General features: G+C 59.8%; 21 protein-coding genes, 1 tRNA gene and 2 riboswitches. Of the genes, 18 read left to right on the top strand and 4 right to left on the bottom strand.

Going from position 1 to position 19,542, the window contains the following annotated elements:
- Entirely contained in the window at positions 1 to 1,419 is a 1,419-nt protein-coding gene (locus tag Q1B21_RS05610; RefSeq protein WP_299886951.1) for a TolC family outer membrane protein, read from the bottom strand.
- A 95-nt stretch (positions 1,420 to 1,514) separates the two neighbouring features.
- Entirely contained in the window at positions 1,515 to 2,168 is a 654-nt protein-coding gene (locus Q1B21_RS05605; RefSeq protein ID WP_299886948.1) for a protein-L-isoaspartate O-methyltransferase, read from the bottom strand.
- Positions 2,169 to 2,394: 226 nt separating this feature from the next.
- On the opposite strand from Q1B21_RS05605, the gene Q1B21_RS05600 reads away from it, so the two are divergent.
- The 8 genes from Q1B21_RS05600 to cobJ all read left to right on the top strand — a co-directional run bounded on the left by Q1B21_RS05600 (position 2,395) and on the right by cobJ (position 11,029).
- Positions 2,395 to 2,468: transfer RNA gene (locus Q1B21_RS05600), tRNA-Cys, on the top strand.
- A 304-nt stretch (positions 2,469 to 2,772) separates the two neighbouring features.
- A riboswitch (cobalamin riboswitch) is annotated at positions 2,773 to 2,980 on the top strand.
- Between the two features lie 83 nt (positions 2,981 to 3,063).
- Positions 3,064 to 3,453: a DUF1636 domain-containing protein gene (locus Q1B21_RS05595; protein WP_298936731.1), complete on the top strand. Its 390-nt coding sequence runs from the start codon at positions 3,064 to 3,066 to the stop codon at positions 3,451 to 3,453.
- A complete protein-coding gene (gene cobW, locus Q1B21_RS05590; RefSeq protein WP_299886945.1) occupies positions 3,450 to 4,505 on the top strand; it encodes a cobalamin biosynthesis protein CobW in 1,056 nt (351 codons plus the stop codon). The genes Q1B21_RS05595 and cobW overlap by 4 nt, the downstream gene beginning before the upstream one ends.
- Positions 4,506 to 4,508: 3 nt before the next feature.
- Positions 4,509 to 7,802 (top strand): cobaltochelatase subunit CobN, encoded by a 3,294-nt coding sequence (gene cobN, locus Q1B21_RS05585; protein WP_299886942.1) that lies wholly within the window; start codon positions 4,509 to 4,511, stop codon positions 7,800 to 7,802.
- Positions 7,799 to 8,926, top strand: coding sequence for a precorrin-3B synthase (cobG, locus tag Q1B21_RS05580; RefSeq protein ID WP_299886939.1), 1,128 nt, complete (start codon positions 7,799 to 7,801; stop codon positions 8,924 to 8,926). The genes cobN and cobG overlap by 4 nt, the downstream gene beginning before the upstream one ends.
- Positions 8,926 to 9,555: a precorrin-8X methylmutase gene (locus Q1B21_RS05575; RefSeq protein WP_299886936.1), complete on the top strand. Its 630-nt coding sequence runs from the start codon at positions 8,926 to 8,928 to the stop codon at positions 9,553 to 9,555. The genes cobG and Q1B21_RS05575 overlap by 1 nt, the downstream gene beginning before the upstream one ends.
- Complete coding sequence (locus Q1B21_RS05570; protein WP_299886933.1) at positions 9,552 to 10,280, top strand: precorrin-2 C(20)-methyltransferase; 729 nt, start codon at positions 9,552 to 9,554, stop codon at positions 10,278 to 10,280. Before Q1B21_RS05575 ends, Q1B21_RS05570 begins: the two co-directional genes overlap by 4 nt.
- A complete protein-coding gene (gene cobJ, locus Q1B21_RS05565; protein WP_298936737.1) occupies positions 10,277 to 11,029 on the top strand; it encodes a precorrin-3B C(17)-methyltransferase in 753 nt (250 codons plus the stop codon). Before Q1B21_RS05570 ends, cobJ begins: the two co-directional genes overlap by 4 nt.
- Here the strand turns inward: cobJ and Q1B21_RS05560 are convergent.
- Complete coding sequence (locus Q1B21_RS05560; RefSeq protein WP_299886930.1) at positions 11,002 to 11,751, bottom strand: cobalt-precorrin-6A reductase; 750 nt, start codon at positions 11,749 to 11,751, stop codon at positions 11,002 to 11,004. The genes cobJ and Q1B21_RS05560 overlap by 28 nt on opposite strands.
- Here Q1B21_RS05560 and cbiE point away from each other — a divergent pair.
- The 9 genes from cbiE (at position 11,750) to Q1B21_RS05515 (ending at position 18,595) form a co-directional block, all read left to right on the top strand.
- Complete coding sequence (cbiE, locus tag Q1B21_RS05555) at positions 11,750 to 12,949, top strand: precorrin-6y C5,15-methyltransferase (decarboxylating) subunit CbiE (protein ID WP_299886927.1); 1,200 nt, start codon at positions 11,750 to 11,752, stop codon at positions 12,947 to 12,949. The two genes, Q1B21_RS05560 and cbiE, sit on opposite strands and share 2 nt — an antisense overlap.
- Positions 12,946 to 13,314, top strand: a complete 369-nt coding sequence (locus Q1B21_RS05550) for a cobalamin biosynthesis protein (RefSeq protein WP_299887565.1) — start codon at positions 12,946 to 12,948, stop codon at positions 13,312 to 13,314. The genes cbiE and Q1B21_RS05550 overlap by 4 nt, the downstream gene beginning before the upstream one ends.
- Complete coding sequence (gene cobM, locus Q1B21_RS05545; RefSeq protein ID WP_299076480.1) at positions 13,311 to 14,105, top strand: precorrin-4 C(11)-methyltransferase; 795 nt, start codon at positions 13,311 to 13,313, stop codon at positions 14,103 to 14,105. Before Q1B21_RS05550 ends, cobM begins: the two co-directional genes overlap by 4 nt.
- On the top strand, positions 14,098 to 15,414 hold the full coding sequence (locus Q1B21_RS05540) for a cobyrinate a,c-diamide synthase (protein WP_299886924.1): 1,317 nt from the start codon (positions 14,098 to 14,100) through the stop codon (positions 15,412 to 15,414). The genes cobM and Q1B21_RS05540 overlap by 8 nt, the downstream gene beginning before the upstream one ends.
- Complete coding sequence (gene cobA, locus Q1B21_RS05535; RefSeq protein WP_299886921.1) at positions 15,411 to 16,139, top strand: uroporphyrinogen-III C-methyltransferase; 729 nt, start codon at positions 15,411 to 15,413, stop codon at positions 16,137 to 16,139. The genes Q1B21_RS05540 and cobA overlap by 4 nt, the downstream gene beginning before the upstream one ends.
- Positions 16,132 to 16,875, top strand: coding sequence for a precorrin-6A synthase (deacetylating) (gene cobF / locus Q1B21_RS05530; protein ID WP_299886917.1), 744 nt, complete (start codon positions 16,132 to 16,134; stop codon positions 16,873 to 16,875). Before cobA ends, cobF begins: the two co-directional genes overlap by 8 nt.
- 43 nt (positions 16,876 to 16,918) lie before the next feature.
- Positions 16,919 to 17,128: riboswitch (cobalamin riboswitch) on the top strand.
- A 35-nt stretch (positions 17,129 to 17,163) separates the two neighbouring features.
- A complete protein-coding gene (locus Q1B21_RS05525) occupies positions 17,164 to 17,334 on the top strand; it encodes a CbtB domain-containing protein (protein WP_298936745.1) in 171 nt (56 codons plus the stop codon).
- 4 nt (positions 17,335 to 17,338) lie between these two features.
- Positions 17,339 to 18,037 (top strand): CbtA family protein, encoded by a 699-nt coding sequence (locus Q1B21_RS05520; RefSeq protein ID WP_299886914.1) that lies wholly within the window; start codon positions 17,339 to 17,341, stop codon positions 18,035 to 18,037.
- Between the two features lie 63 nt (positions 18,038 to 18,100).
- Positions 18,101 to 18,595, top strand: a complete 495-nt coding sequence (locus tag Q1B21_RS05515; protein ID WP_299886911.1) for a hypothetical protein — start codon at positions 18,101 to 18,103, stop codon at positions 18,593 to 18,595.
- On the opposite strand, the gene Q1B21_RS05510 is transcribed toward Q1B21_RS05515, so the two are convergent.
- The gene (locus tag Q1B21_RS05510) at positions 18,583 to 19,080 is read right to left on the bottom strand and encodes a DUF1636 family protein (protein WP_299886908.1); all 498 of its coding nucleotides are present in this window, start codon (positions 19,078 to 19,080) and stop codon (positions 18,583 to 18,585) included. The genes Q1B21_RS05515 and Q1B21_RS05510 overlap by 13 nt on opposite strands.
- 3 nt (positions 19,081 to 19,083) lie before the next feature.
- On the opposite strand from Q1B21_RS05510, the gene Q1B21_RS05505 reads away from it, so the two are divergent.
- The gene (locus Q1B21_RS05505) at positions 19,084 to 19,542 is read left to right on the top strand and encodes a DUF302 domain-containing protein (protein ID WP_299886905.1); all 459 of its coding nucleotides are present in this window, start codon (positions 19,084 to 19,086) and stop codon (positions 19,540 to 19,542) included.

Raw genomic sequence — 19,542 nt, 5'->3', positions numbered from 1 at the left:
TCAGTCCCGCCGCAACGCTTTGAGGACACGATCAAGATCCTTGCTTTGCTTGCTGACCTTGGCCGGCGCCGTTTTGACCAGATTATAATAAAGCGTTGGGTCATAGATCTGAACTGCAAGACCCATGCGTTCGGCAGTCAGCAGCCCCTGCGCCTGCAACAGCTGATAAGCAGCCAGTGAACGTTCGGTCCGCGAGGCAATTTCGGCCAGTTGCGCATCAAGCAGATCTTGCTGAGCTGTCAGCACGTCCAGCGTTGTTCGTGCGCCCAGCGTCGCTTCTTCCCGAATCCCGTCAAAGGCGACCTGCGATGCGCGGACACGCTCGGTCGATGCGGTGAGGCTGGCCGTGGCGGTTTCGAAGCGGACATAAGCATCCGTTACGCCCTGCGTAATGTCTTTTTGCACATTTAGCAGGTTCGCGCGCGACGCATCCCGGGTGGCCATTGCACGTCGCACAGCGGCGGCCAGACGGCCACCGGCGTAGATCGGCTGTGTCAGGCTCAGCGAAACAGTCGCGTCGTTTGTATAATTGTCGTCGTCGTAGCTTTCAGTGATTCCGGCATCCGCATTCAGGCTGACATTTGGGCCAAGGTTGGCGCGCTGTTGCTGAACGACCAAATCCAGCGCCCGCACCTGATGCTGCGCAGACAAGATAGACGGGTGATTCCGTTGGGCCAAGTTAACCGCGTCGGATTGCGAACGCGGCAGGTTCGGAAGCCCGGGCTGACCAGCAGTGCGCCCTGGCAGTTTCCCAACCGCATTCACGTACTCCGCCTGTGCGGTGCTGAGATCGCCGCGTGCATCGGCAAGATCAGCGCGCGCGCTGGCCAATTGAGCTTCGGACAGGGCGACGTCAGTTCTGGTAACTTCACCCACTTCGAACCGATCATTTGAGGCGCGCAGTTCTTCGCTGGACAAATCAACGTTGTTTTGGCGGATTTGAACGGTTTCTTCCTGGAGAAGAACGCTCAGATATGCGGTCGCGGCGCGAAACAGGATCTGCTGCTCGATATCGATAAGTGATTGCCGGGTCGACAATACCGTTTCCTGCGCCGACTGCTTCCCCAGTGCCGAGGCACCGCCATCGTACAACAGCTGGCTGAGCGTTAGGCCCGAGAAAAAGTCGGTCGGATTGGTTGTCGCGACGGTCGTACCGCGGCGTGTTTTCGTATAGTCTTGGCTGACCCGGACCGTCCAGTTGATGATGGGTCGCAGCGCCGCCAGAGCAATGGCAACATCTTCATCTGCGGCGCGCAGCAAGGCTCGGTTTTGCTCCAGCAAACCGCTGGTGTTGTAAGCCCCGATAAACGCATCGGTCAGATTGTCAGCCCATGCCGGGCGCAATGGCATGACGCTTAGCGTAAGACCTGCGGTCACTGCCAACGCCTTGACCAGCTTGCCTGTTGCTGTACCACGCATAACCAAATCCTCTCAAATAGAAATTACGCCGCCCTGAAAGCAGTTTGCGTCTTTGATTTCAACTAATCAAGGCGACAGAATTATCCAACGCCAGACTATAGCGAAAATGCACACTCGGCGGAAAAATGCTCTAGAACCGGTGCGCTAGCATTGAACGCATCGCGCCAACTGACCCGGCCACCTGTTTTGTGCCCGATCCGTACCGTTCCCAAGCCTTTTTCGACAAACAGGCAAGCGATGCGACCGTGATCCTTGAGCTGATCCAGCAATTCGTCCGGCACTTGCTCGACACCGCCTTGAATCATGATCACGTCATATGGGCCATGCTCGACCGCGCCCTGTTCAAGCGCTCCGACATGAATGATTGCGTTGTCCGCATCAGCCTCGGACAATAAAGTCTGCGCCTCGGCAGCCAGCGTTTCGTCGCTTTCGACGCCTACGACCAACTGCGCCATCCGGGCGGCAACCGCTGTAGAATACCCCATGGCCGGCGCGATATCGAGAACCATCTCGTCATTCGAGATGTTCAGCGCATCCAACATCTTAGCCAGAGTTCGCGGTTCAAGCATATAGCGCCCGTTTCCGAAATCGATCAGCCCTTCGACATAGGCCGTTTCGCGCTGCGCGTCGGGCACAAAGCTCTCGCGCGGAACTGTCAGCATGGCATCAATGATCGGGAACTTCGTCACGTCAGAAGGCCGAACTTGCGTATCAACCATCGTACGGCGCCGGGCTACGAAATCAGTCATAGGATCTCTCGTCTTATTCCCAAGGTTATCTGGCTTGTGCCATATCCAACACAGCGCGGCAACGGCCCAGATGCCACAATCTACGCCTGCCGATCAGGCTGCGGCCGGCACGTTTCCGCAATTTGCAATCGCGCCGCTAAATTTGCGCCCTATCCACTGGACGCCTCCAGAGAAAGCTGCTAAAACGCCACCCACACCACGGCAAGTATTTGATTTTACTTGAAAAGGCGAGTTGGCGGAGTGGTGACGCAGCGGATTGCAAATCCGTGTACACCGGTTCGATTCCGGTACTCGCCTCCATCCGCTTGATCCAGATCGTTTTTGCACAAGCCAATGGCAAATCGTTTTACTCAAGCCCGTGACAAAGTTAATCTGCATCTCGACCTTGTGGAACGACCGATCAGCCGGCTCTTTCTCTTCGCCATCTTGCATTTCAAACTGGGATCTCGGGGTGGTGGCCTCCAAACCGGTCGCTGACTACATCTCGACGCCCGCGCTTTGGCGGGCCTCGAGCGATCATGACGCCCAGCGACGCTGGCAGGTCGCTTTTTATCCTCGGTTCCTCACCATACGCGTAACGCGCTTGACAAGCGGCCCACGCGTGCCGCATGTCCCTTTCGTTGGTGTCTGCGACAGCAGATGAAAAGGGAATGCGTCAACGGGTCTACCGCCAAACGCAGCCGCCCCCGCGACCGTGACCGGAGAGGGTGCCCAATGCCACTGGCCAATTGGCCGGGAAGGCGGGACATCCGGCAGAGCCTAGGCTCTGACATCCGCAAGCCGGGAGACCTGCCAGCACCCGAAGACCAGACCGGACGGGGTGTTCCGGTGTCGGGACCATAGCGAACAGCGTGGCCCGCATGAAACCCCGTCCCCCAGTGAACCGATAAGGGGGATGAGAGACGTGACCGAGACCACACCAGTCGAACTGCTGGTTTGCACAACTTGCCGACGTGGATTGCCCATCGAAGACGATGCGCAGCGCCCCGGCACCTTACTGCACAAAGCGCTAGAACAGGCAGAATTGCCCGACGGCGTGAAACTGAAGCCCGTGGAGTGCCTGTCGAACTGCAATCAGGGCTGTTCGATCGTCCTGCGCGGCGGGCCAACCCGCTGGACTTTCGTCTATGAGAACCTGAACGAAGATGACGATGTCGACATCATCGTCGAAGGTGCCACTAGATACCTGGCGGCCGAAGATGGCCTGGTAAAATGGCGCGAGCGTCCTGAACACTTCCGCAAGAACTGTGCGGCCCGTATTCCCCCGATTGGAGCCCTGGAATGAGCAATCTCGAAAAACTCCCCGTCACTGTGATCACCGGCTTCCTGGGTTCGGGCAAAACGACGCTGGTCCGCCACCTGATGCAGAACCCGCAGGGTAAGCGTCTGGCGATTGTGGTCAACGAGTTTGGCGATGTGGGCGTAGACGGCGACATCCTGAAATCCTGTGCGATCCCGGATTGCCCGGCCGAGAACATCATGGAACTGGCCAATGGGTGCATCTGTTGCACTGTGGCCGATGATTTTATCCCGACCATCGAGGCGCTGATGGCGCTGGAACCGCGCCCGGATCATATTCTGATCGAAACCTCGGGTCTCGCGCTGCCGAAACCGTTGCTTAAGGCTTTCGACTGGCCAGATATCCGCTCGAAGATCACCGTGGATGGCGTAATTGCTCTGGCGGATGCAGAGGCTGTCGCCGCCGGTCGGTTTGCGCCGAACGTCGAGGCAGTCGACGCCCAGCGCATGGCCGATGAGTCCATTGACCATGAGACGCCGCTGTCCGAAGTGTTCGAAGACCAGATCTCCTGTGCTGACATCATCTTGCTGACCAAACCTGATCTGGCAGGTCCTGAAGGTGTGGCGAAAGCCAAAGAGGTCATCGCGGCCGAGGCCCCACGGCCCCTGCCCGTTGTCGAGGTTGCGGAAGGTGCGGTGGATGTGCGCGTTGTGCTTGGGCTTGGGGCAGCTGCCGAGGATGACATGGACGCCCGCCCGTCACATCATGACGGCCACGATGATCACGAACATGATGATTTCGAAAGCGTCATCGTCGATCTTCCGGAGCAGGCCGATCCTGCCGAACTAGTCGCCAACATCGAACGTCTTGCCAATGAGCTGAATATCCTGCGGGTCAAAGGCTATGCGGCCGTTCAGGGCAAACCCATGCGTCTGCTGGTGCAGGCCGTCGGTTCCCGTGTGCGTCACCAGTACGACCGTCCGTGGGGGTCGGGTGAAGAGCGCCGCTCGCGTCTGGTGGTGATCGCCGAGCATGACGACATCAAAGAGGCTGAAATTCGCCATATCCTCGTGGGTGTGACCGAGGCTGCCGAATAAGCCATGCACGTCGTCTTCCGCGAAAGCCACGGGTTAGAGGAAACCGAGACCCCAACCGATCTGGGCCAAAGCCCGGCGGATCTGGTTGTGCTGTCCTTTTCCGACAGTGACCTTGGCGCTTTTGCGGCAGGCTGGCATCGCGGTGGCGGATCCGAGGGTCGGATGCCGACGCTGCGGCTTGCGAATCTGACGGCGCTAAAACACCCACTTTCTGTTGACACATATGTGGAACAAACATTGGAAGGCGCCAAAGGCATTTTGATCCGCCTGATTGGCGGCGTGCCTTACTGGTCCTATGGCCTACAACAGGTTCTGTCTCTGGCCCAAACCAAAGACATCGCACTGGCTGTGCTGCCAGCGGATGGGCGTGAAGATACGCGGCTTGACGACTATTCGACCCTGCCCGTCTCGACCTTACGGCGGTTGGCGCATCTGTGTGACAACGGGGGCGAAGTCGCGGCGCAGGCGGCACTGGCGCAGATGGCGCTGGCAGCAGGACTTTATGCCGGGCCGGTTATGGGGTCCAAGGCAATTCCCGAATGCGGCGCATGGTGCCCGGATCGTGGTGTGATTCCAGCCGAAGCCGCGTTTGCTGGCGATGCCCGGCGCGTGCTTGTCACGTTTTACCGCGCTTACCTGACCTCGGCGGACACCGCGCCGGTTGCTGCGCTGATCCGCAGCCTGCGTGGCCGGGGGTTGGAGGCCGTAGGGATGTTTGCCCCCTCCCTGAAGGCACCAGCTGCGGCAGATTGGTTGCGGGATCAGGTCGTCGCGCTGAACCCGTCAGCCATCATTAACGCCACCTCGTTCTCGGGCAAGGGCGCGTCGGGTATGTCACCGCTGGACGCTGCGGGCGTGCCAGTGTTTCAGGTCGCCCTGTCAACCGCGCGCCGCAAGGCGTGGGCCGAGGCAGAACGCGGCCTCTCTCCTGCCGATCTCGCCATGCATGTGGTTCTGCCCGAAGTGGACGGGCGGGTGTCAGCAGGCATCGCCTCGTTCAAGGAACCGGGAAAACGCGACCCACATCTGGAGTATTCTCGTTTTGCCCACCGCGCCGATGCAGAACGGATCGAGGCGATTGTCGACCGGGTAACAGGTTGGCTGAACCTCAGCGAAAAACCTGCAGCCAAGCAAACCCCTACTTTGGTTCTTTCAACCTATCCTGGCAAGGACTGGCAGATGGCCCATGCTGTCGGGCTGGACGCACTGGCCTCTGCCGAGGCTATGTTGAGTGATTTGCAGGCGGAAGGCTACGACACTGGCCCGGCTGAGCCGATAGCCGAAACCTTGCTGGACGCCCGGATATCTTGGCCGTTGGAGGACTACCTGTCGGCGCTTGCGGACCTGCCCGAGCAGTTGCGATCAGACCTCGAAGCCGTCTGGGGCCAACCTGAGGACGACCCTGCCCTAACTGACGGCGCGTTTCGCTTTACCGCGCTTCGACGTGGAAAGGCTTTCGTAGCATTGCAACCGGAGCGCGGCACACCCGAGCTGCGAGACGATGAATATCATGATCTGTCCCGGACTCCGCGCCACGGATACGTCGCCTTTTACCTGTGGCTGCGAAAGTGTCTTGGCACCGATGCTCTGATCCATATTGGCGCACATGGGACGCTGGAATGGCTGCCCGGCAAATCTGTGGCCCTGTCCGCGACGTGTTGGCCCGAGGCACTGATCCGCGATCTGCCGGTGATCTACCCCTTTATCGTGAACGACCCCGGCGAGGCCGCACAGGCCAAACGCCGGATCGGAGCGGTCACGCTGGGGCACATCCCGCCACCGATGAAGGAAAGCGGCACGCCGGACCGGATGGTTCGTCTGGAATCGCTGTTGGATGAATTTTCGAACGCCGATGGGCTGGATCCAAAGCGCCGCGACAGATTGCAGGAAGACATCCGCGACGAAGCGAAAGCCATCGGGTTGGAGAACGATCTCAGCCTCAACCAAGCCAGTTGCACCGCCGAGGCGATCACCCGCATCGATCGATTTGTCTGCGATATCAAAGAAAGCCAGTTCGGAGACGGGTTACATATCTATGGCCGCAAACCTGCCGTGACAGCCAGCTTCGATACCGAACCGTCAGCCGACGCAGAACGCTCTGCGTTGCTGGATGCGCTGGCTGGAAAACGGATCGAGGCAGGCCCTTCCGGTTCACCTTATAGGGGACGGTCCGACGTGCTACCGACCGGGCGGAACCTATATACCACCGATCCGAGGTCGGTGCCGACCCGCGCGGCCTATACCCAAGGTGTGAAACTGGCCGAAGAACTGGTCCGCCGGCATCTGCAAGAAGAAGGCGACTACCCTAAGGGCCTGATCGTTGACCTGTGGGGGTCCGCCACCATGCGCACGGCTGGCGAAGAATTCGCCATGGCGCTGCACCTGCTGGGTGTAAAACCGGTCTGGGACGCAGGATCTGAGCGCGTTTCGGGCATCGAAGTCTTGCCGATCACCGATTTGGACCGCCCGAGGCTGGACGTAACGCTGCGCGTCTCTGGCCTGTTTCGCGACGTATTTCCGACCCTGTCGGCCTTATACGGTCAGGCCGTGCGCGCCTTGTCGGACCGCGACGAATCCGCAGACTGGAACCCGTATGCCGGTCTCGCGCCCGCTGCGCGGGTCTATGGCCCGGCACCGGGCAGCTATGGCCTGAACATGACGCAGCTGTCCGAAACCTACACGGATGAGGCACGCATCCAAGCGGGCGAAGCGTGGCTGAACGCCAGCTCATACGCGTTGGAAGGCGAGCACATTGCGCAGGATCTTGACGGCATCACCCAACGCGTCACACAAGCAGACAGCTTTGTGCACCTGCAGGACCTGACCGAGACCGATCTGCTGTTGGCCAATGATTATGCCACGCATGAGGCTGGTTTTGCCGCCGCCAAGAAAGTCATCGGCGGCACCGCGCAGCTGTACCATCTGGACAATACCAACCCCGACACCCCCCGCGCCCGCACCTTGCCCGAAGAAATCAGCCGCGTCGTCTACGCCCGCGCGGCCAATCCCGGCTGGATCGCAGGCATGCAGCGGCATGGTTTCCGCGGGGCCGCCGAGATCGCGGCGACGCTGGATCACATGGCCTCGTTCGCGCATCTGTCCGGCACCGTCGCACCGCATCTATTCGACCTTTATCACGACGCGACCCTCGGCGACGCTGAGGTGGACGCCTTCCTGCATGACGCCAACCCGCAGGCGCATCAAGCCATGCAGGACAGATTTCGCGCATTGCTGGATGCCGGGTTGTGGGACACGCGCCGAAACTCGATCCGCGCCGACCTGGAGGGGATGCGATGAGCGCCCCCATCGTTCAGGGCTGGTGCCCCGGCGCCCATCGGCCAATGATGTCGGGCGACGGGCTGGTGGTGCGGGTCCGACCGCGACTGGCACGGTTGGACACACGTCAGGTGTTGGGCCTGTGCGACCTTGCAGAGCGATTTGGGAACGGGACAATCGACCTGACCAACCGCGCGAACCTGCAACTGCGTGGCGTTGCGATCGATGATCATCAACTGTTGCTGATAGAGTTGGCACAACTGGATCTGCTGGACGCCGAACCGGGTATAGAAGTGCGGCGCAATATTCTGGTCTCACCGCTTTACCGGTCAGGTGATCTGACCATGCGGTTGACGCAAGGCCTGATCGACCGGTTGGGAGAATTACCGTCCCTTCCCGCCAAGTTTGGTTTTGCCATAGATACCGGGCCCGAGCGTTTGCTGGCAGGTGATTCCGCGGACATTCGGTTGGAGTTAAACTCGGGTGACCTGATCTTGCGCGCCGATGGTGCCGAAACAGGTCGCCGTGTCGCCGAGGAAGAAGCCATCGACAAACTGATTGCATTGGCGGGTTGGTTTTCAAAGAACTCATCGACGGACGCACGGCGCATGGCGCGTTTGGTCGCCTCTCAAAACCTGCCGCAGGATTGGCAAGGCGACGAGACCGGACCTGTTGGAGCTGCACTATGCCCCGGCGCCTGTGATCAAGGCGTGGTGTACGGTGCGGCGTTCGGCCAGTTGCACGCCCCCAGCCTGCGCAGTCTGTTTGACAACACAGGCGCATCTGCCCTGCGTGTCACCCCGTGGCGGTTGATACTGTTGGAAGGCGGGGCGGCGATATCCGCCCCGGACTTTGTAACAGACGGCACCGACCCGCTGATGACCACCGACGCCTGCCCCGGGACACCGTTCTGCCCGCAGGCTCAGGTGGAAACGCGCGATATCGCCCGTGCCCTGGCACCGCGCGTGGGTGGCAGCCTGCACGTTTCAGGTTGCGCAAAGGGCTGCGCCCGCATGGGGCCCGCGGATGTCACTTTGGTAGGCAAGGCAGGGCGATTTAATCTTGTCAAACGGGGTCGCGCAGGGGACGAGCCCTGCCAAAGCGGGCTTGACGCAAACACACTTATGACCATGGACCTGACCTGATGCCTTATGAATATGAAACCAATGGCGCGGCGATCTACAAACAAAGCTTTGCAACGATCCGGTCCGAGGCCAATCTTGCCCGGTTTACCGCTGATGAAGAACAGGTCGCCGTGCGCATGATCCACGCTGCCGGGATGGTCGGGCTGGAGGAGTTTGTGCATTTCTCGCCTGATTTTGTGCACGCAGCCCGTGCCGCTTTGGAAAAAGGAGCGCCTATCCTGTGCGACGCACGCATGGTCAGCGAAGGTGTGACCCGGTTCCGCCTGCCCGCAGATAATGAGGTGATCTGCACCTTGCATGACGAACGCGTACGCCCGCTAGCCGCTGAGATGAACAACACCCGCTCAGCCGCCGCGCTGGAGCTATGGCGTCCAGACTTGGACGGCGCTGTGGTGGCGATCGGAAACGCACCCACCGCGTTGTTCCACCTGCTGAACATGCTGGAAGATCCCGACTGCCCCCGCCCTGCAGCCATTATCGGTTGCCCGGTCGGGTTTGTCGGCGCGGTGGAATCGAAAGATGCGCTGTGGGAGGCACAGCCTGCTCCGTCCTGCATCGTCAAAGGTCGCTTGGGCGGCAGCGCCATCACTGTCGCCGCGATCAACGCCATAGCGAGCCGCAAAGAATGAGTGCTGGTAAGATATACGGTGTGGGCCTCGGCCCCGGTGACCCGGACCTGATGAGTGTGCGGGCAGACCGGCTGTTGCGAAACGCCCGTCACGTCGCCTTCTTCCGCAAACCCGGCCGCAGTGGTCAGGCGCGCAAAATCGTAAACGGCATGATCCCTGAGGACGCCATCGAATTCCCGATGGAATACCCTGTGACAACCGAAATCCCGCTCAGCGATCCACGCTACAACGAGTTGCTGTCCGCATTCTATAAAGATTGCGCGGCACGTCTCAAAGCTTTGTCGGATCAGGGCGAAGATGTGATTGTTCTTTGTGAGGGTGATCCATTTTTCTACGGATCTTTTATGCATATTTATAATCGATTGCGCGGTGAAGTTAACGTAGATGTTGTGCCCGCCATCACCGGTATGTCAGGCGCCTGGACCGCTACGGGTGATCCGATCACCTGGGGGGATGATGTCCTGACCATTCTGATGGGCACCCTTCCCGAGGAAGATCTGGCGCAACGGATGGCGCAAACAGATGCTTTGGTGGTCATGAAAATTGGGCGCAATATCAACAAAGTAAAACGGGCGCTGCAGAAGGCTGGTGTTTATGAGCGTGCGTGGATCGTAGAGTATGCGCAGATGCCGAACCAGACAGTGACGAAGCTGTCTGAGGCTTGCGATAAGGTAACCCCATATTTTTCGATCATAATTGTGCACGGCCAGGGACGGCGACCATGACGGGATGGATCAAGATTGCAGGCCTTGGCCCTGGCAATGACGATCTGGTGACACCCGAAGTCACCGCCGCGCTGGCCGACGCGACGGATATCGTTGGTTACATCCCCTATGTTGCACGGGTCGCCGAGCGCGAGGGGCTTACCCTGCATGCCAGTGATAACCGGGTTGAAATCGACCGGTCCCAGCACGCCCTGCAAATGGCCGCAGACGGAAGGCGCGTTGTCGTCGTAAGCTCAGGCGATCCCGGCGTGTTTGCCATGGCGGCGGCTGTGTTTGAAGCGCTGGAAAACGGCCCGGACACGTGGCGCAACATTCCAATCGATGTATTGCCCGGGATCACCGCAATGCTCGCTGCCTCGGCCCGCGCCGGTGCGCCCTTGGGGCACGATTTTTGCACCATCAACCTCAGTGACAATCTCAAACCCTGGCCCTTGATCGAGAAGCGGTTGCGTCTGGCCGCTCAGGCGGATTTCGCAATGGCGTTTTATAATCCTCGCTCGAAGTCTCGCCCGGAAGGCTTTGTTAAAACGCTAGAAATCCTGCACGAGGAATGCGAGCCCGAACGGCTGATCCTGTTTGCACGGGCAGTTTCACGCCCGGACGAGGCGATCCGCATTTCAACTCTGGCCGAGGCGACGCCGGACATGGCAGATATGCAGACAGTGGTGATTGTAGGATCGTCGCTGACACGAGTAATTGAGCGGTCCGGGACTCCAATTGTCTACACCCCGAGGTTCACACCGGAATGATCCAGCCAGTCCAACACCTGCGCGACGCTCGACAGTTCTGTCCGCAGTGGCAATGCTGGGCGATCAATCATGACGACAGTTATACCCAACGCGCGCGCGGCATCCAATTTGGCGCGCGCGCCCTTGCCACCCGCATTCTTGGACACCACCACTTGGGTGCCGTGGCGCTCCATCAATGCGCGATCACCTTCAACCGTGAACGGCCCACGCGCCACCACCACGTCCGCGTTCGGCAATGGCAATGCTTCGGGCTCATCCACCAATCGCAACAAATAGCGGTGCTGAGGTTGGGCTACGAAATCATCAAGGTGCATTCGTCCAATGGCCAGAAAGACCCGCTGCGTCGGACCAGCCAATGCGTCGACAGCGGCCGTGACATCGGGAACTCGTTGCCAGCGATCCCCGTCCTGATGTGCCCACGCTGGTCGGGTCAGCGCAGCCAAGTGAACACCCGTAGAAACACATGCGTCAATCGCATTTCGGCTCATTTGTGCCGCGAAGGGATGTGTCGCATCAATCACATGGGTGATCCCGAGATCCTGAATGTAACGCGCCAGTCCTTCGGCCCCACCAAACCCACCAACCCGTACCGGCAAAGGTTGCGACCGCGGCGTGTCGACGCGTCCGGCATAAGAATAGGTCGCGGAAACGCCAAGGTCAGATATGCTGCGGGCCAACGCATTGGCCTCGGTCGTGCCGCCAAGGATCAGGAGGTTGGACATGCATAAAGCTCCGTGGCTGACCATTCTGGGGTTGGGCGAAGATGGACTGGATGGCCTGTCACCGGCAAGCCGTCAAGTGCTGGACCGGGCCGAAATCATCATGGGACCACCGCGGCATCTGTCGCTGATTCCTGAAACCGGCGCAAAACGTGTTGAATGGCCGGTTCCATTTGCTGATGGTTTGCCAATCCTGAGCAAATTGCGGGGGCGGCCGACAGTCGTTCTGGCCTCGGGTGATCCGTTCTGGTTTGGCGCAGGATCGGTTATCGCGCGAAGTTTCGATGCCGGAGAGTGGGTCTCGATCCCCGGGCAATCCACATTTTCACTGGCCGCAGCGCGGTTGGGTTGGCCGCTGGAAACCACGCTGACCTTTGGCCTGCACGCCGCCCCGCTGACGCGGCTGCGCCCTCACTTGTCATCAGGGCTGCGAACAATCCTGCTGCTGCGCAACGGGCAAGCGGTGGCGGAACTGGCGACCTATCTGACAGAAACCGGATTTGCCGACACAACGCTGCACGTCATGGAGGCGCTTGGCGGACCGCGCGAACGGGCGCGCAGCATGTCGCTGACCCAAGCACTGCTTGAGACGTTTGAGCATCCGGTCTGCGTCGGTCTTGATGTTGCGGGGGATGGCCGGGCTCTACCAAAAGTTGCAGGTAAACCGGACGACATATTCGAAACGGATGGGCAGATTACCAAACGTCCTATTCGCGCGCTGACGCTGTCAGCGTTGGCCCCGCGACGGGGTGAACATCTTTGGGATATCGGAGGCGGCACCGGGTCGATCAGCATCGAATGGTTGATGTGCGATCCGACGCTGACCGCCACCTCGATTGAACCGTTGGAAGATCGGGCCAGCCGTATTCGCCGCAATGCCGACAGCTTGGGGCAGGATCGATTGGACGTTGTTCATGGAACCGCCCCTGACGCCCTGAACGGTTTGACCCTGCCAGATGTTGTCTTTGTCGGTGGCGGGCTCAGTACTGAGTTGCTGGACTGGCTTCGGGCGAACCTGCGCACGGGCACCCGTCTGGTCGCAAACGCTGTTACTTTGGAAAGCGAAGCGCTACTGGCGGCGTGGCAGGAAAAACTGGGTGGGGACCTGCTGCGCATCGAACTGGCGCAAGCTGGTGCGTTGGGCCCGCGGCGCGGTTGGAAATCGGCCTACCCGGTGGTGCAGTGGAGCGTAACTCTATGATCGTTGCAGGGCTTGGGTTTTCTTCGACCGCCACGGCGGACAGCCTAAGGGCAGCCTTTGACAAGGCATGTTGTGGACATACCGTGGACGCGCTGGCCACGGTTTTGGACAAGACAGGCCATGCCGCTTTGGTGGAGTTTGTTGCGACAACCGCCCTGCCTCTGCATTTCGTCGCGCCTGAAGATTTGGCTGCGCAACACACTCTTACTTGTTCGCCTCGCAGCCGTGCCGCATACGGCACCGGCAGCGTCGCCGAAGCATCCGCGATTGCCACCGCCGGATCTGGCGCGCGGCTGCTCTCACCCAGACAGATTTCAGACGACCGGCTTGCGACCTGCGCCGTCGCCATCGGAGGACAAACATGACCGTTCATTTCATCGGTGCCGGACCCGGCGCCGCCGACCTGCTGACCCTGCGCGGGCGCGACCTTATCGCGTCCTGTCCGGTGTGCCTGTATGCCGGGTCGCTGGTGCCAGAGGAAATTCTGGGCCACTGCCCAGAAGGCGCAAGGGTCGTGAACACGGCACCAATGGATCTGGATCAGATCATGGCAGAAATCCAGACCGCCCATACGGCGGGACAGGACGTGGCCCGGTTGCATTCAGGCGACCTGTCAGTCTGGTCCGCAATGGGCGAACAAATCCGGCGTTTGAAAGAGATGGGTATTCCGGTCAGCGTCACGCCTGGCGTGCCCTCCTTTGCCGCAGCAGCGGCGACATTGGGGACTGAGCTCACGCTGCCGGGACTGGCGCAATCGGTGGTTTTGACCCGCACGCCTGGACGGGCCTCTTCGATGCCCCAAGGCGAAACGCTGGTGAACTTTGCCAAAACGGGTGCGACCCTGGCCATTCACCTGTCGATTGGGAATCTGGACAAGGTCATTGACGACCTGTCCCCAGCCTATGGCTCGGACTGCCCAGTGGCGGTTGTCTACCGCGCAAGCTGGCCGGATGAGCGTGTCATTCGCGCGACCTTGGGCACAGCGAAAGAAGCCTTGGACGACAGCATCTCGCGCACGGCATTGATTTTGGTTGGCCCTGCACTGGCTGGTGAGGGGTTCGACGAAAGCTGTTTGTATTCGCGAACCTATGATCGCCGCTATCGCCCGCAAAGCGCTGAAAGCCCTTGGTCAAGCTGGAGCCACGGAGATGACTAAACCCCCCGGCCTTTTGATTTCAGCCCCATCCTCGGGCACTGGTAAGACAACCGTGATGCTGGGCCTGTTGCGGGCGTTGGCAGATGAAGGCTTAACCGTTCAGCCCTTCAAAAGCGGACCGGATTACATCGACCCGGCCTTTCACCGGGCAGCTGCGGGTCGCGCCTCGTTCAATCTGGACAGCTGGGCGATGGGAGAGCCTTTGCTGAACGCGATTTCGGCACAGGCAGAAGGCGCGGATATTGTGGTGGCCGAAGGGTCAATGGGCTTGTTCGATGGCGTCGCAAAACCCGGAGAGCTGGGGCATGGAACCAGCGCAGAAACCGCCCTGCGCATGGGATGGCCCGTTGTTCTGGTTCTGGACGTGGGGGGACAGGCGCAATCGGCAGCGGCCACTGCTTTGGGATTTCGGATGTACAACCCCGACCTGCCCTTTGCCGGTGTCATCCTGAACCGGTGCGCCAGCCCCAGACATGAACGCCTGACCCGATTGGGCATGGAGCGCGCGGGGCTGCCCGTTTTGGGGGTCCTGCCACGTCGGGGCGATCTGACCCTGCCAGAGCGGCATCTGGGTCTTATCCAAGCTGTTGAGCATCCCGATCTAGAAAGCGCCATCACCAGATACGCTGCGTTCCTGCGTGAACATGTGGATCTTGAGGCGATCAAACGTGCGGCTTCCTCGGCCCCCTACGGGCCGTCGTCAGCCGCGCTGCCGCAGCCTCCAGCCCAGCGGATTGCATTGGCGCAGGATGCCGCGTTTTCATTCACCTACCCGCATCTGTTGGAAGGCTGGCGCGTTGCCGGGGCAGAGGTTCTGCCGTTTTCCCCTTTGGCCAATGAAGCCCCAGCAAAAGATGTCGACATCGTGTGGTTGCCGGGCGGGTATCCCGAGTTGCATGCAGGCAAGTTAGCCGCTGCCGAGACATTCCTGGCAGGGCTACGCAAACACGCTGAAACCAAACCCGTCCATGGTGAATGCGGTGGCTATATGGCATTGGGCGAAGGTTTGATTGACAAGGAAGGCATGCGCCACAAGATGGCCGGTCTGCTGGGCCTGGTGACATCTTATGAAAAGCGCAAATTCAACTTGGGCTACCGCAAAGCCGAATTGCTGGCGCCCATGCCCGGGCTTACTGCTGGCACAGCCCTACGCGGGCACGAATTCCACTATTCTTCAATCGTGGACCAGCCAGACGCCCCTCTGGCCCGGGTTTTTGACGCCGAAGGCGCCGAAGGGCCACAAACCGGGTCCGTTCGAGGCAATGTGACGGGCACGTTCTTCCACCTGATTGCAGAGGCCTCGGCATGAGCGGGTTTGTCTCGTTCATCGGCTCTGGCCCCGGTGATCCGGAGTTGTTGACCCTGAAAGCCGTCGATCGGATGCAAAACGCCGACGCCGTGCTGTTTGATGATCTAAGCAGTGGCCCGATTCTGACCCATGCGCGCGATGATGCGGATCTGGTGGGCGTCGGCAAACGCGCAGGACGCCCTTCACCAAAACAGAACCATGTCAGCCGGTTGTTGGTTGAGTATGCCGAAACTGGCGCCCGGGTTGTTCGGTTGAAATCCGGTGACGGCGGGTTGTTCGGGCGGTTGGAGGAAGAACTGGTGGCCCTGCGCGAGGCTGGGATCGACTACGAGATCATACCGGGTATTCCGTCCGCCATCGCAGCGGCGGCGGCCGCAGGTATTCCTTTGACCCGGCGTCTGACCGCGCGGCGGGTCCAATTTGTGACGGGCCATGATGTCAGCGGCCAGCTGCCGGAGGATCTGAACCTGCCCGCGCTGGCAGATGCATACGCCACAACCGTTGTCTTCATGGGCAAACGGACATTTCCACTGCTGGTCGAGGCGTTACACGCGCATGGCCTGCCTCTGGACACACCCGCGCTCATGGCCGAATCCGTGTCGACCCCTGATCAAGTGCTGCATCGATCAACCGTCGGGGCTTTGTCGGACAGGCTGCAATCCGAGATCGGAACCGCTCCGGCGCTGATCTTGTATGGCCCGTTGGCGGAGTTCGACGATGTATGAACTGAATCTGGTTGGCATCGGTACCGGCAATCCGGACCATGTCACCTTTCAGGGTGCAGAAGCCATCCGCGCAGCGGACTTGATCTTGGTTCCGCGCAAGGGCGAGAACAAAGCCGATCTGGCCGGAATACGCGAGCAGATCATTGCGCAAGTGACGGACACCCAACCGACGATTGCTTATTTCGACATTCCCAAAAGACGCGGTGATGACGGTTATCTGCAGGGTGTCGATGACTGGCATGATGCCATCGCGCTGCGGTGGCAGGGCGCAATCGACTCGCACCCAAGCGCGGGCAATGTTGCGTTGCTGATTTGGGGGGATCCTTCGCTTTATGACAGCTCTCTTCGAATCGCCGCGCGGTTGGAGCCCAAACCCGTCAAACGCGTGATCCCGGGCATTACCGCTCTGCAGGCGTTAACCGCAGCGCACGGAATTCCAATAAACGACATCGGCGCGCCCTATGTCGTTACGACCGGCCGTCGCCTGCGTGACGAAGGCTGGCCCGAAGCCGTATTAACAATCGCGGTCATGCTGGATGGGGAATGTTCGTTTCAAAGCCTTGCAATGGCAGATTATGACATCTGGTGGGGCGCTTATGTGGGTATGACAGAAGAAATCTTGATCCATGGGCCGCTGGATGAAGTGGCCGAAGACATCCTTGCAACCCGCGCACGATCCAGGGCTGATCATGGCTGGATCATGGACATTTATATCCTGAAAAAACGCGCTGTGTGACACGAAACGTCGCAAATGGCGATTGCGTCGGCGCGACGTTCCCGGCTAAATGGGCGCGTCTGGTCCTGCCGGAGATATCCGGATGCTAAGAGGGAATTTGGTGCGCCTTCCTTTGAAGTCTAATCCAAAGCCGCCCCCGCGACTGTAAGCGGTGAGCCTGTGTTCAACAAGCCACTCCCGAAGTTTTGGGGGGAAGGCGAACAGAGGCACCGACCCGCGAGCCAGGAGACCTGCCAGGCGAGTATTGAAACACCGGCCGTCGGGTGCGACGGCACAGGAGGACGAGAAATGACAACACAAACGCTTAAGGCATCCGCCTCGCGCGCAGGCCTAATTCCAGCGGTTTTCGCAGTGGTTCTGGGCCTTGGCATCGTCACGCTGGCAGGTCACGTGCAGGCATCCGCGCTGCATGACGCCGCCCATGACGTGCGTCACGCCACCGGCTTCCCCTGCCACTGAGCCCATGTTCAGTCGCATTCTGACCAGCGCTTTGTTCGCTGGCGCTGCAGCGGGGCTGATTGCCGCCTTGCTGCAGTTGGTGTTCGTGCAACCCGTATTGCTGCATGCAGAGCTGTATGAATCAGGTGAGTTGATACATTTCGGCGGCGCGGCCGTCACCGCACATCCCGAACTGCCAGGCATGTTCTCGGATCTTCAGCGTGACGCCCTTAGCATAGTCTTCACGATGCTGACTTACACCGGCTACACACTGATTGTTGTAGCACTGATGTCGATTGCCGAAGGACAAGGCCATAAGGTTGATGGCCGAACGGGCGTATTGTGGGGGCTTGCCGGATTTGTCGCGGTACATTTCGCACCGGGTTTCACCCTGGCACCCGAGGTGCCGGGTGTGGCCGCCGCTGATGTCTTCGCACGTCAGATCTGGTGGTTTGCGACCGTTGCAACCGCTGCCGTAGCCATGTGGTTGATCGCTTTTGGTTCCAACCTCATCAGCTATGTGATCGCTGCGGTTCTGCTGATGGCGCCTCATATCATCGGTGCGCCCGAGCCGGAGTTTTTCACTGGCCCCGTCCCGACCGAGATCGGCGCCCTATTCGCGGCGCGAGCGTTTGGCATCGGTTTGGCCGCTTGGGTTCTGGTTGGGTCTTTTGCAGGATACTTCTGGCAAAAAGAGGCTAAGCACGCCGAAGCACACGCCTAACTGGCGACTTAACGGCCCGTCGGGAACCACCCCGGCGGGCTTTTCCCTTTTCAAGGATACGAGATGTCCCGCTCACTTGCTTTGTTTGCAATTGGCCTGATCTTTGGTGGTGGGGCTGGCTTTGTGCTGGCTGCGGCCAACGGCGTCACGTTTGATGGCCATGATCATTCTGATCCCGCGCATCATGGAGGCCATCAGGCCGAAGCCGCAGCGCATGATCATTCTGCGATGATCAACTTGCCTGCTGGACCAAACGCGCCCAGCATGAAAATTGCTGTGGTCAAAGACCCCATGGCCGGTTGGAACCTGCATGTCTTGCCGCAAAACTTCGAATTCGCACCGGAAAGCGCATCTGCTGCGGACCAACCGGGCAAAGGGCACGCGCATGTATATGCCAATGGCCTAAAGCTCGCGCGGCTCTACGGCAATTGGATGCATCTTGCAGACCTGCCCAAGGGCGAGGTTGAAATCGAGGTTTCGCTGAACAGCAACAGCCACAGCCAGCTAATGGTCGACGGGGTTCCCGTCAGCGCCTCACAAGTGATTCAGGTCGACTGAAGCGCCGGTATGCGCGTTCGCAAACACAAACGAAGCCGCCCGCATGGCCGGGCGTCTTCAATCCAGCCCGTAGGGCTATCCAGATAGGTCTGGCAGGTTGCTGCAATATCATCCGCATCCGCCACCACATCGACCCCGGAAAACACGTAAGAGGCCATGCCGGCCCCCTGCAGCGCCAGCGCCACCGGATCCTGACAGCCATTGAAACAAGCATGCTCGGCCAGCTCAATACGCTCTGCCAGACCTGCCTCGGCAAGCGCGCGCGCCACAGCCTGACGCTCGGCGTCGCGATCACGGGTGCCGGAACAACTGTTGCAAATGAGAATGCGGGTCTGGGCCACGTTTAGCTTGCCTTTCGTTTTCCCTGTTTCTGCGGCTTTACCGACTAAGGCGCAAGTCCGCGTCACGTTGGACCGCACAAGAATGTGAGTGCGTATCCGTCCGATTTCTGGCATCAAGGGTCCGACCAAAAAAGCGGAGGTCATCGGATGAAAGTTCTTGGGGCAATCATATGTCTGCTGGCCTTACCTGCACTGGCCGACGAAGCTTTGTCCGGTTGGGCTGTTTACGACACCGGGAAAAGCTACGACGAACTGGTGGCGGATACAAAAGCAGCGGTGAAAGAAAACGGGCTGATCGTTGTCACGCAGGCCGGGCCAACCAAAGCGGCAGCCGCGCGAGGGATCACGATTCCGGGCAACATGGTGATCGGTGTTTTCAACAACGACTTTGCCGTGCGCGTGCTTGAAACCTCAACCGCTGCCATGATCGAGGCTCCCATCCGATTTTATGTCACGGAAGATGACGACGGCACGGCGACACTGTCTTACAAAACGCCAAGTTTTGTCTTTGCACCTTACGTTTATGAGGGGGGCGAAGCCTTGTCTGATATCGCATCAGAATTGGATAATAGGTTTCAGGACATCGCAGAAAACGCTGTCAAATAG

The organism is uncultured Ruegeria sp., assembly GCF_947504215.1.
In the GTDB taxonomy this organism is placed as follows: domain Bacteria; phylum Pseudomonadota; class Alphaproteobacteria; order Rhodobacterales; family Rhodobacteraceae; genus Ruegeria.
Note: the sequence above shows the minus strand (reverse complement) of the source record. Positions and strands in the feature narration are given on the sequence as shown.

Coding starts and splice junctions, on each gene's coding strand:
- Q1B21_RS05610 (WP_299886951.1), bottom strand. CDS start 1,419: ATGCGTGGTACAGCAACAGGCAAGCTGGTCAAGGCGTTGGCAGTGACC.
- Q1B21_RS05605 (WP_299886948.1), bottom strand. CDS start 2,168: ATGACTGATTTCGTAGCCCGGCGCCGTACGATGGTTGATACGCAAGTT.
- Q1B21_RS05595 (WP_298936731.1), top strand. CDS start 3,064: ATGAGAGACGTGACCGAGACCACACCAGTCGAACTGCTGGTTTGCACA.
- cobW (WP_299886945.1), top strand. CDS start 3,450: ATGAGCAATCTCGAAAAACTCCCCGTCACTGTGATCACCGGCTTCCTG.
- cobN (WP_299886942.1), top strand. CDS start 4,509: ATGCACGTCGTCTTCCGCGAAAGCCACGGGTTAGAGGAAACCGAGACC.
- cobG (WP_299886939.1), top strand. CDS start 7,799: ATGAGCGCCCCCATCGTTCAGGGCTGGTGCCCCGGCGCCCATCGGCCA.
- Q1B21_RS05575 (WP_299886936.1), top strand. CDS start 8,926: ATGCCTTATGAATATGAAACCAATGGCGCGGCGATCTACAAACAAAGC.
- Q1B21_RS05570 (WP_299886933.1), top strand. CDS start 9,552: ATGAGTGCTGGTAAGATATACGGTGTGGGCCTCGGCCCCGGTGACCCG.
- cobJ (WP_298936737.1), top strand. CDS start 10,277: ATGACGGGATGGATCAAGATTGCAGGCCTTGGCCCTGGCAATGACGAT.
- cbiE (WP_299886927.1), top strand. CDS start 11,750: ATGCATAAAGCTCCGTGGCTGACCATTCTGGGGTTGGGCGAAGATGGA.
- Q1B21_RS05560 (WP_299886930.1), bottom strand. CDS start 11,751: ATGTCCAACCTCCTGATCCTTGGCGGCACGACCGAGGCCAATGCGTTG.
- Q1B21_RS05550 (WP_299887565.1), top strand. CDS start 12,946: ATGATCGTTGCAGGGCTTGGGTTTTCTTCGACCGCCACGGCGGACAGC.
- cobM (WP_299076480.1), top strand. CDS start 13,311: ATGACCGTTCATTTCATCGGTGCCGGACCCGGCGCCGCCGACCTGCTG.
- Q1B21_RS05540 (WP_299886924.1), top strand. CDS start 14,098: ATGACTAAACCCCCCGGCCTTTTGATTTCAGCCCCATCCTCGGGCACT.
- cobA (WP_299886921.1), top strand. CDS start 15,411: ATGAGCGGGTTTGTCTCGTTCATCGGCTCTGGCCCCGGTGATCCGGAG.
- cobF (WP_299886917.1), top strand. CDS start 16,132: ATGTATGAACTGAATCTGGTTGGCATCGGTACCGGCAATCCGGACCAT.
- Q1B21_RS05525 (WP_298936745.1), top strand. CDS start 17,164: ATGACAACACAAACGCTTAAGGCATCCGCCTCGCGCGCAGGCCTAATT.
- Q1B21_RS05520 (WP_299886914.1), top strand. CDS start 17,339: ATGTTCAGTCGCATTCTGACCAGCGCTTTGTTCGCTGGCGCTGCAGCG.
- Q1B21_RS05515 (WP_299886911.1), top strand. CDS start 18,101: ATGTCCCGCTCACTTGCTTTGTTTGCAATTGGCCTGATCTTTGGTGGT.
- Q1B21_RS05510 (WP_299886908.1), bottom strand. CDS start 19,080: ATGACCTCCGCTTTTTTGGTCGGACCCTTGATGCCAGAAATCGGACGG.
- Q1B21_RS05505 (WP_299886905.1), top strand. CDS start 19,084: ATGAAAGTTCTTGGGGCAATCATATGTCTGCTGGCCTTACCTGCACTG.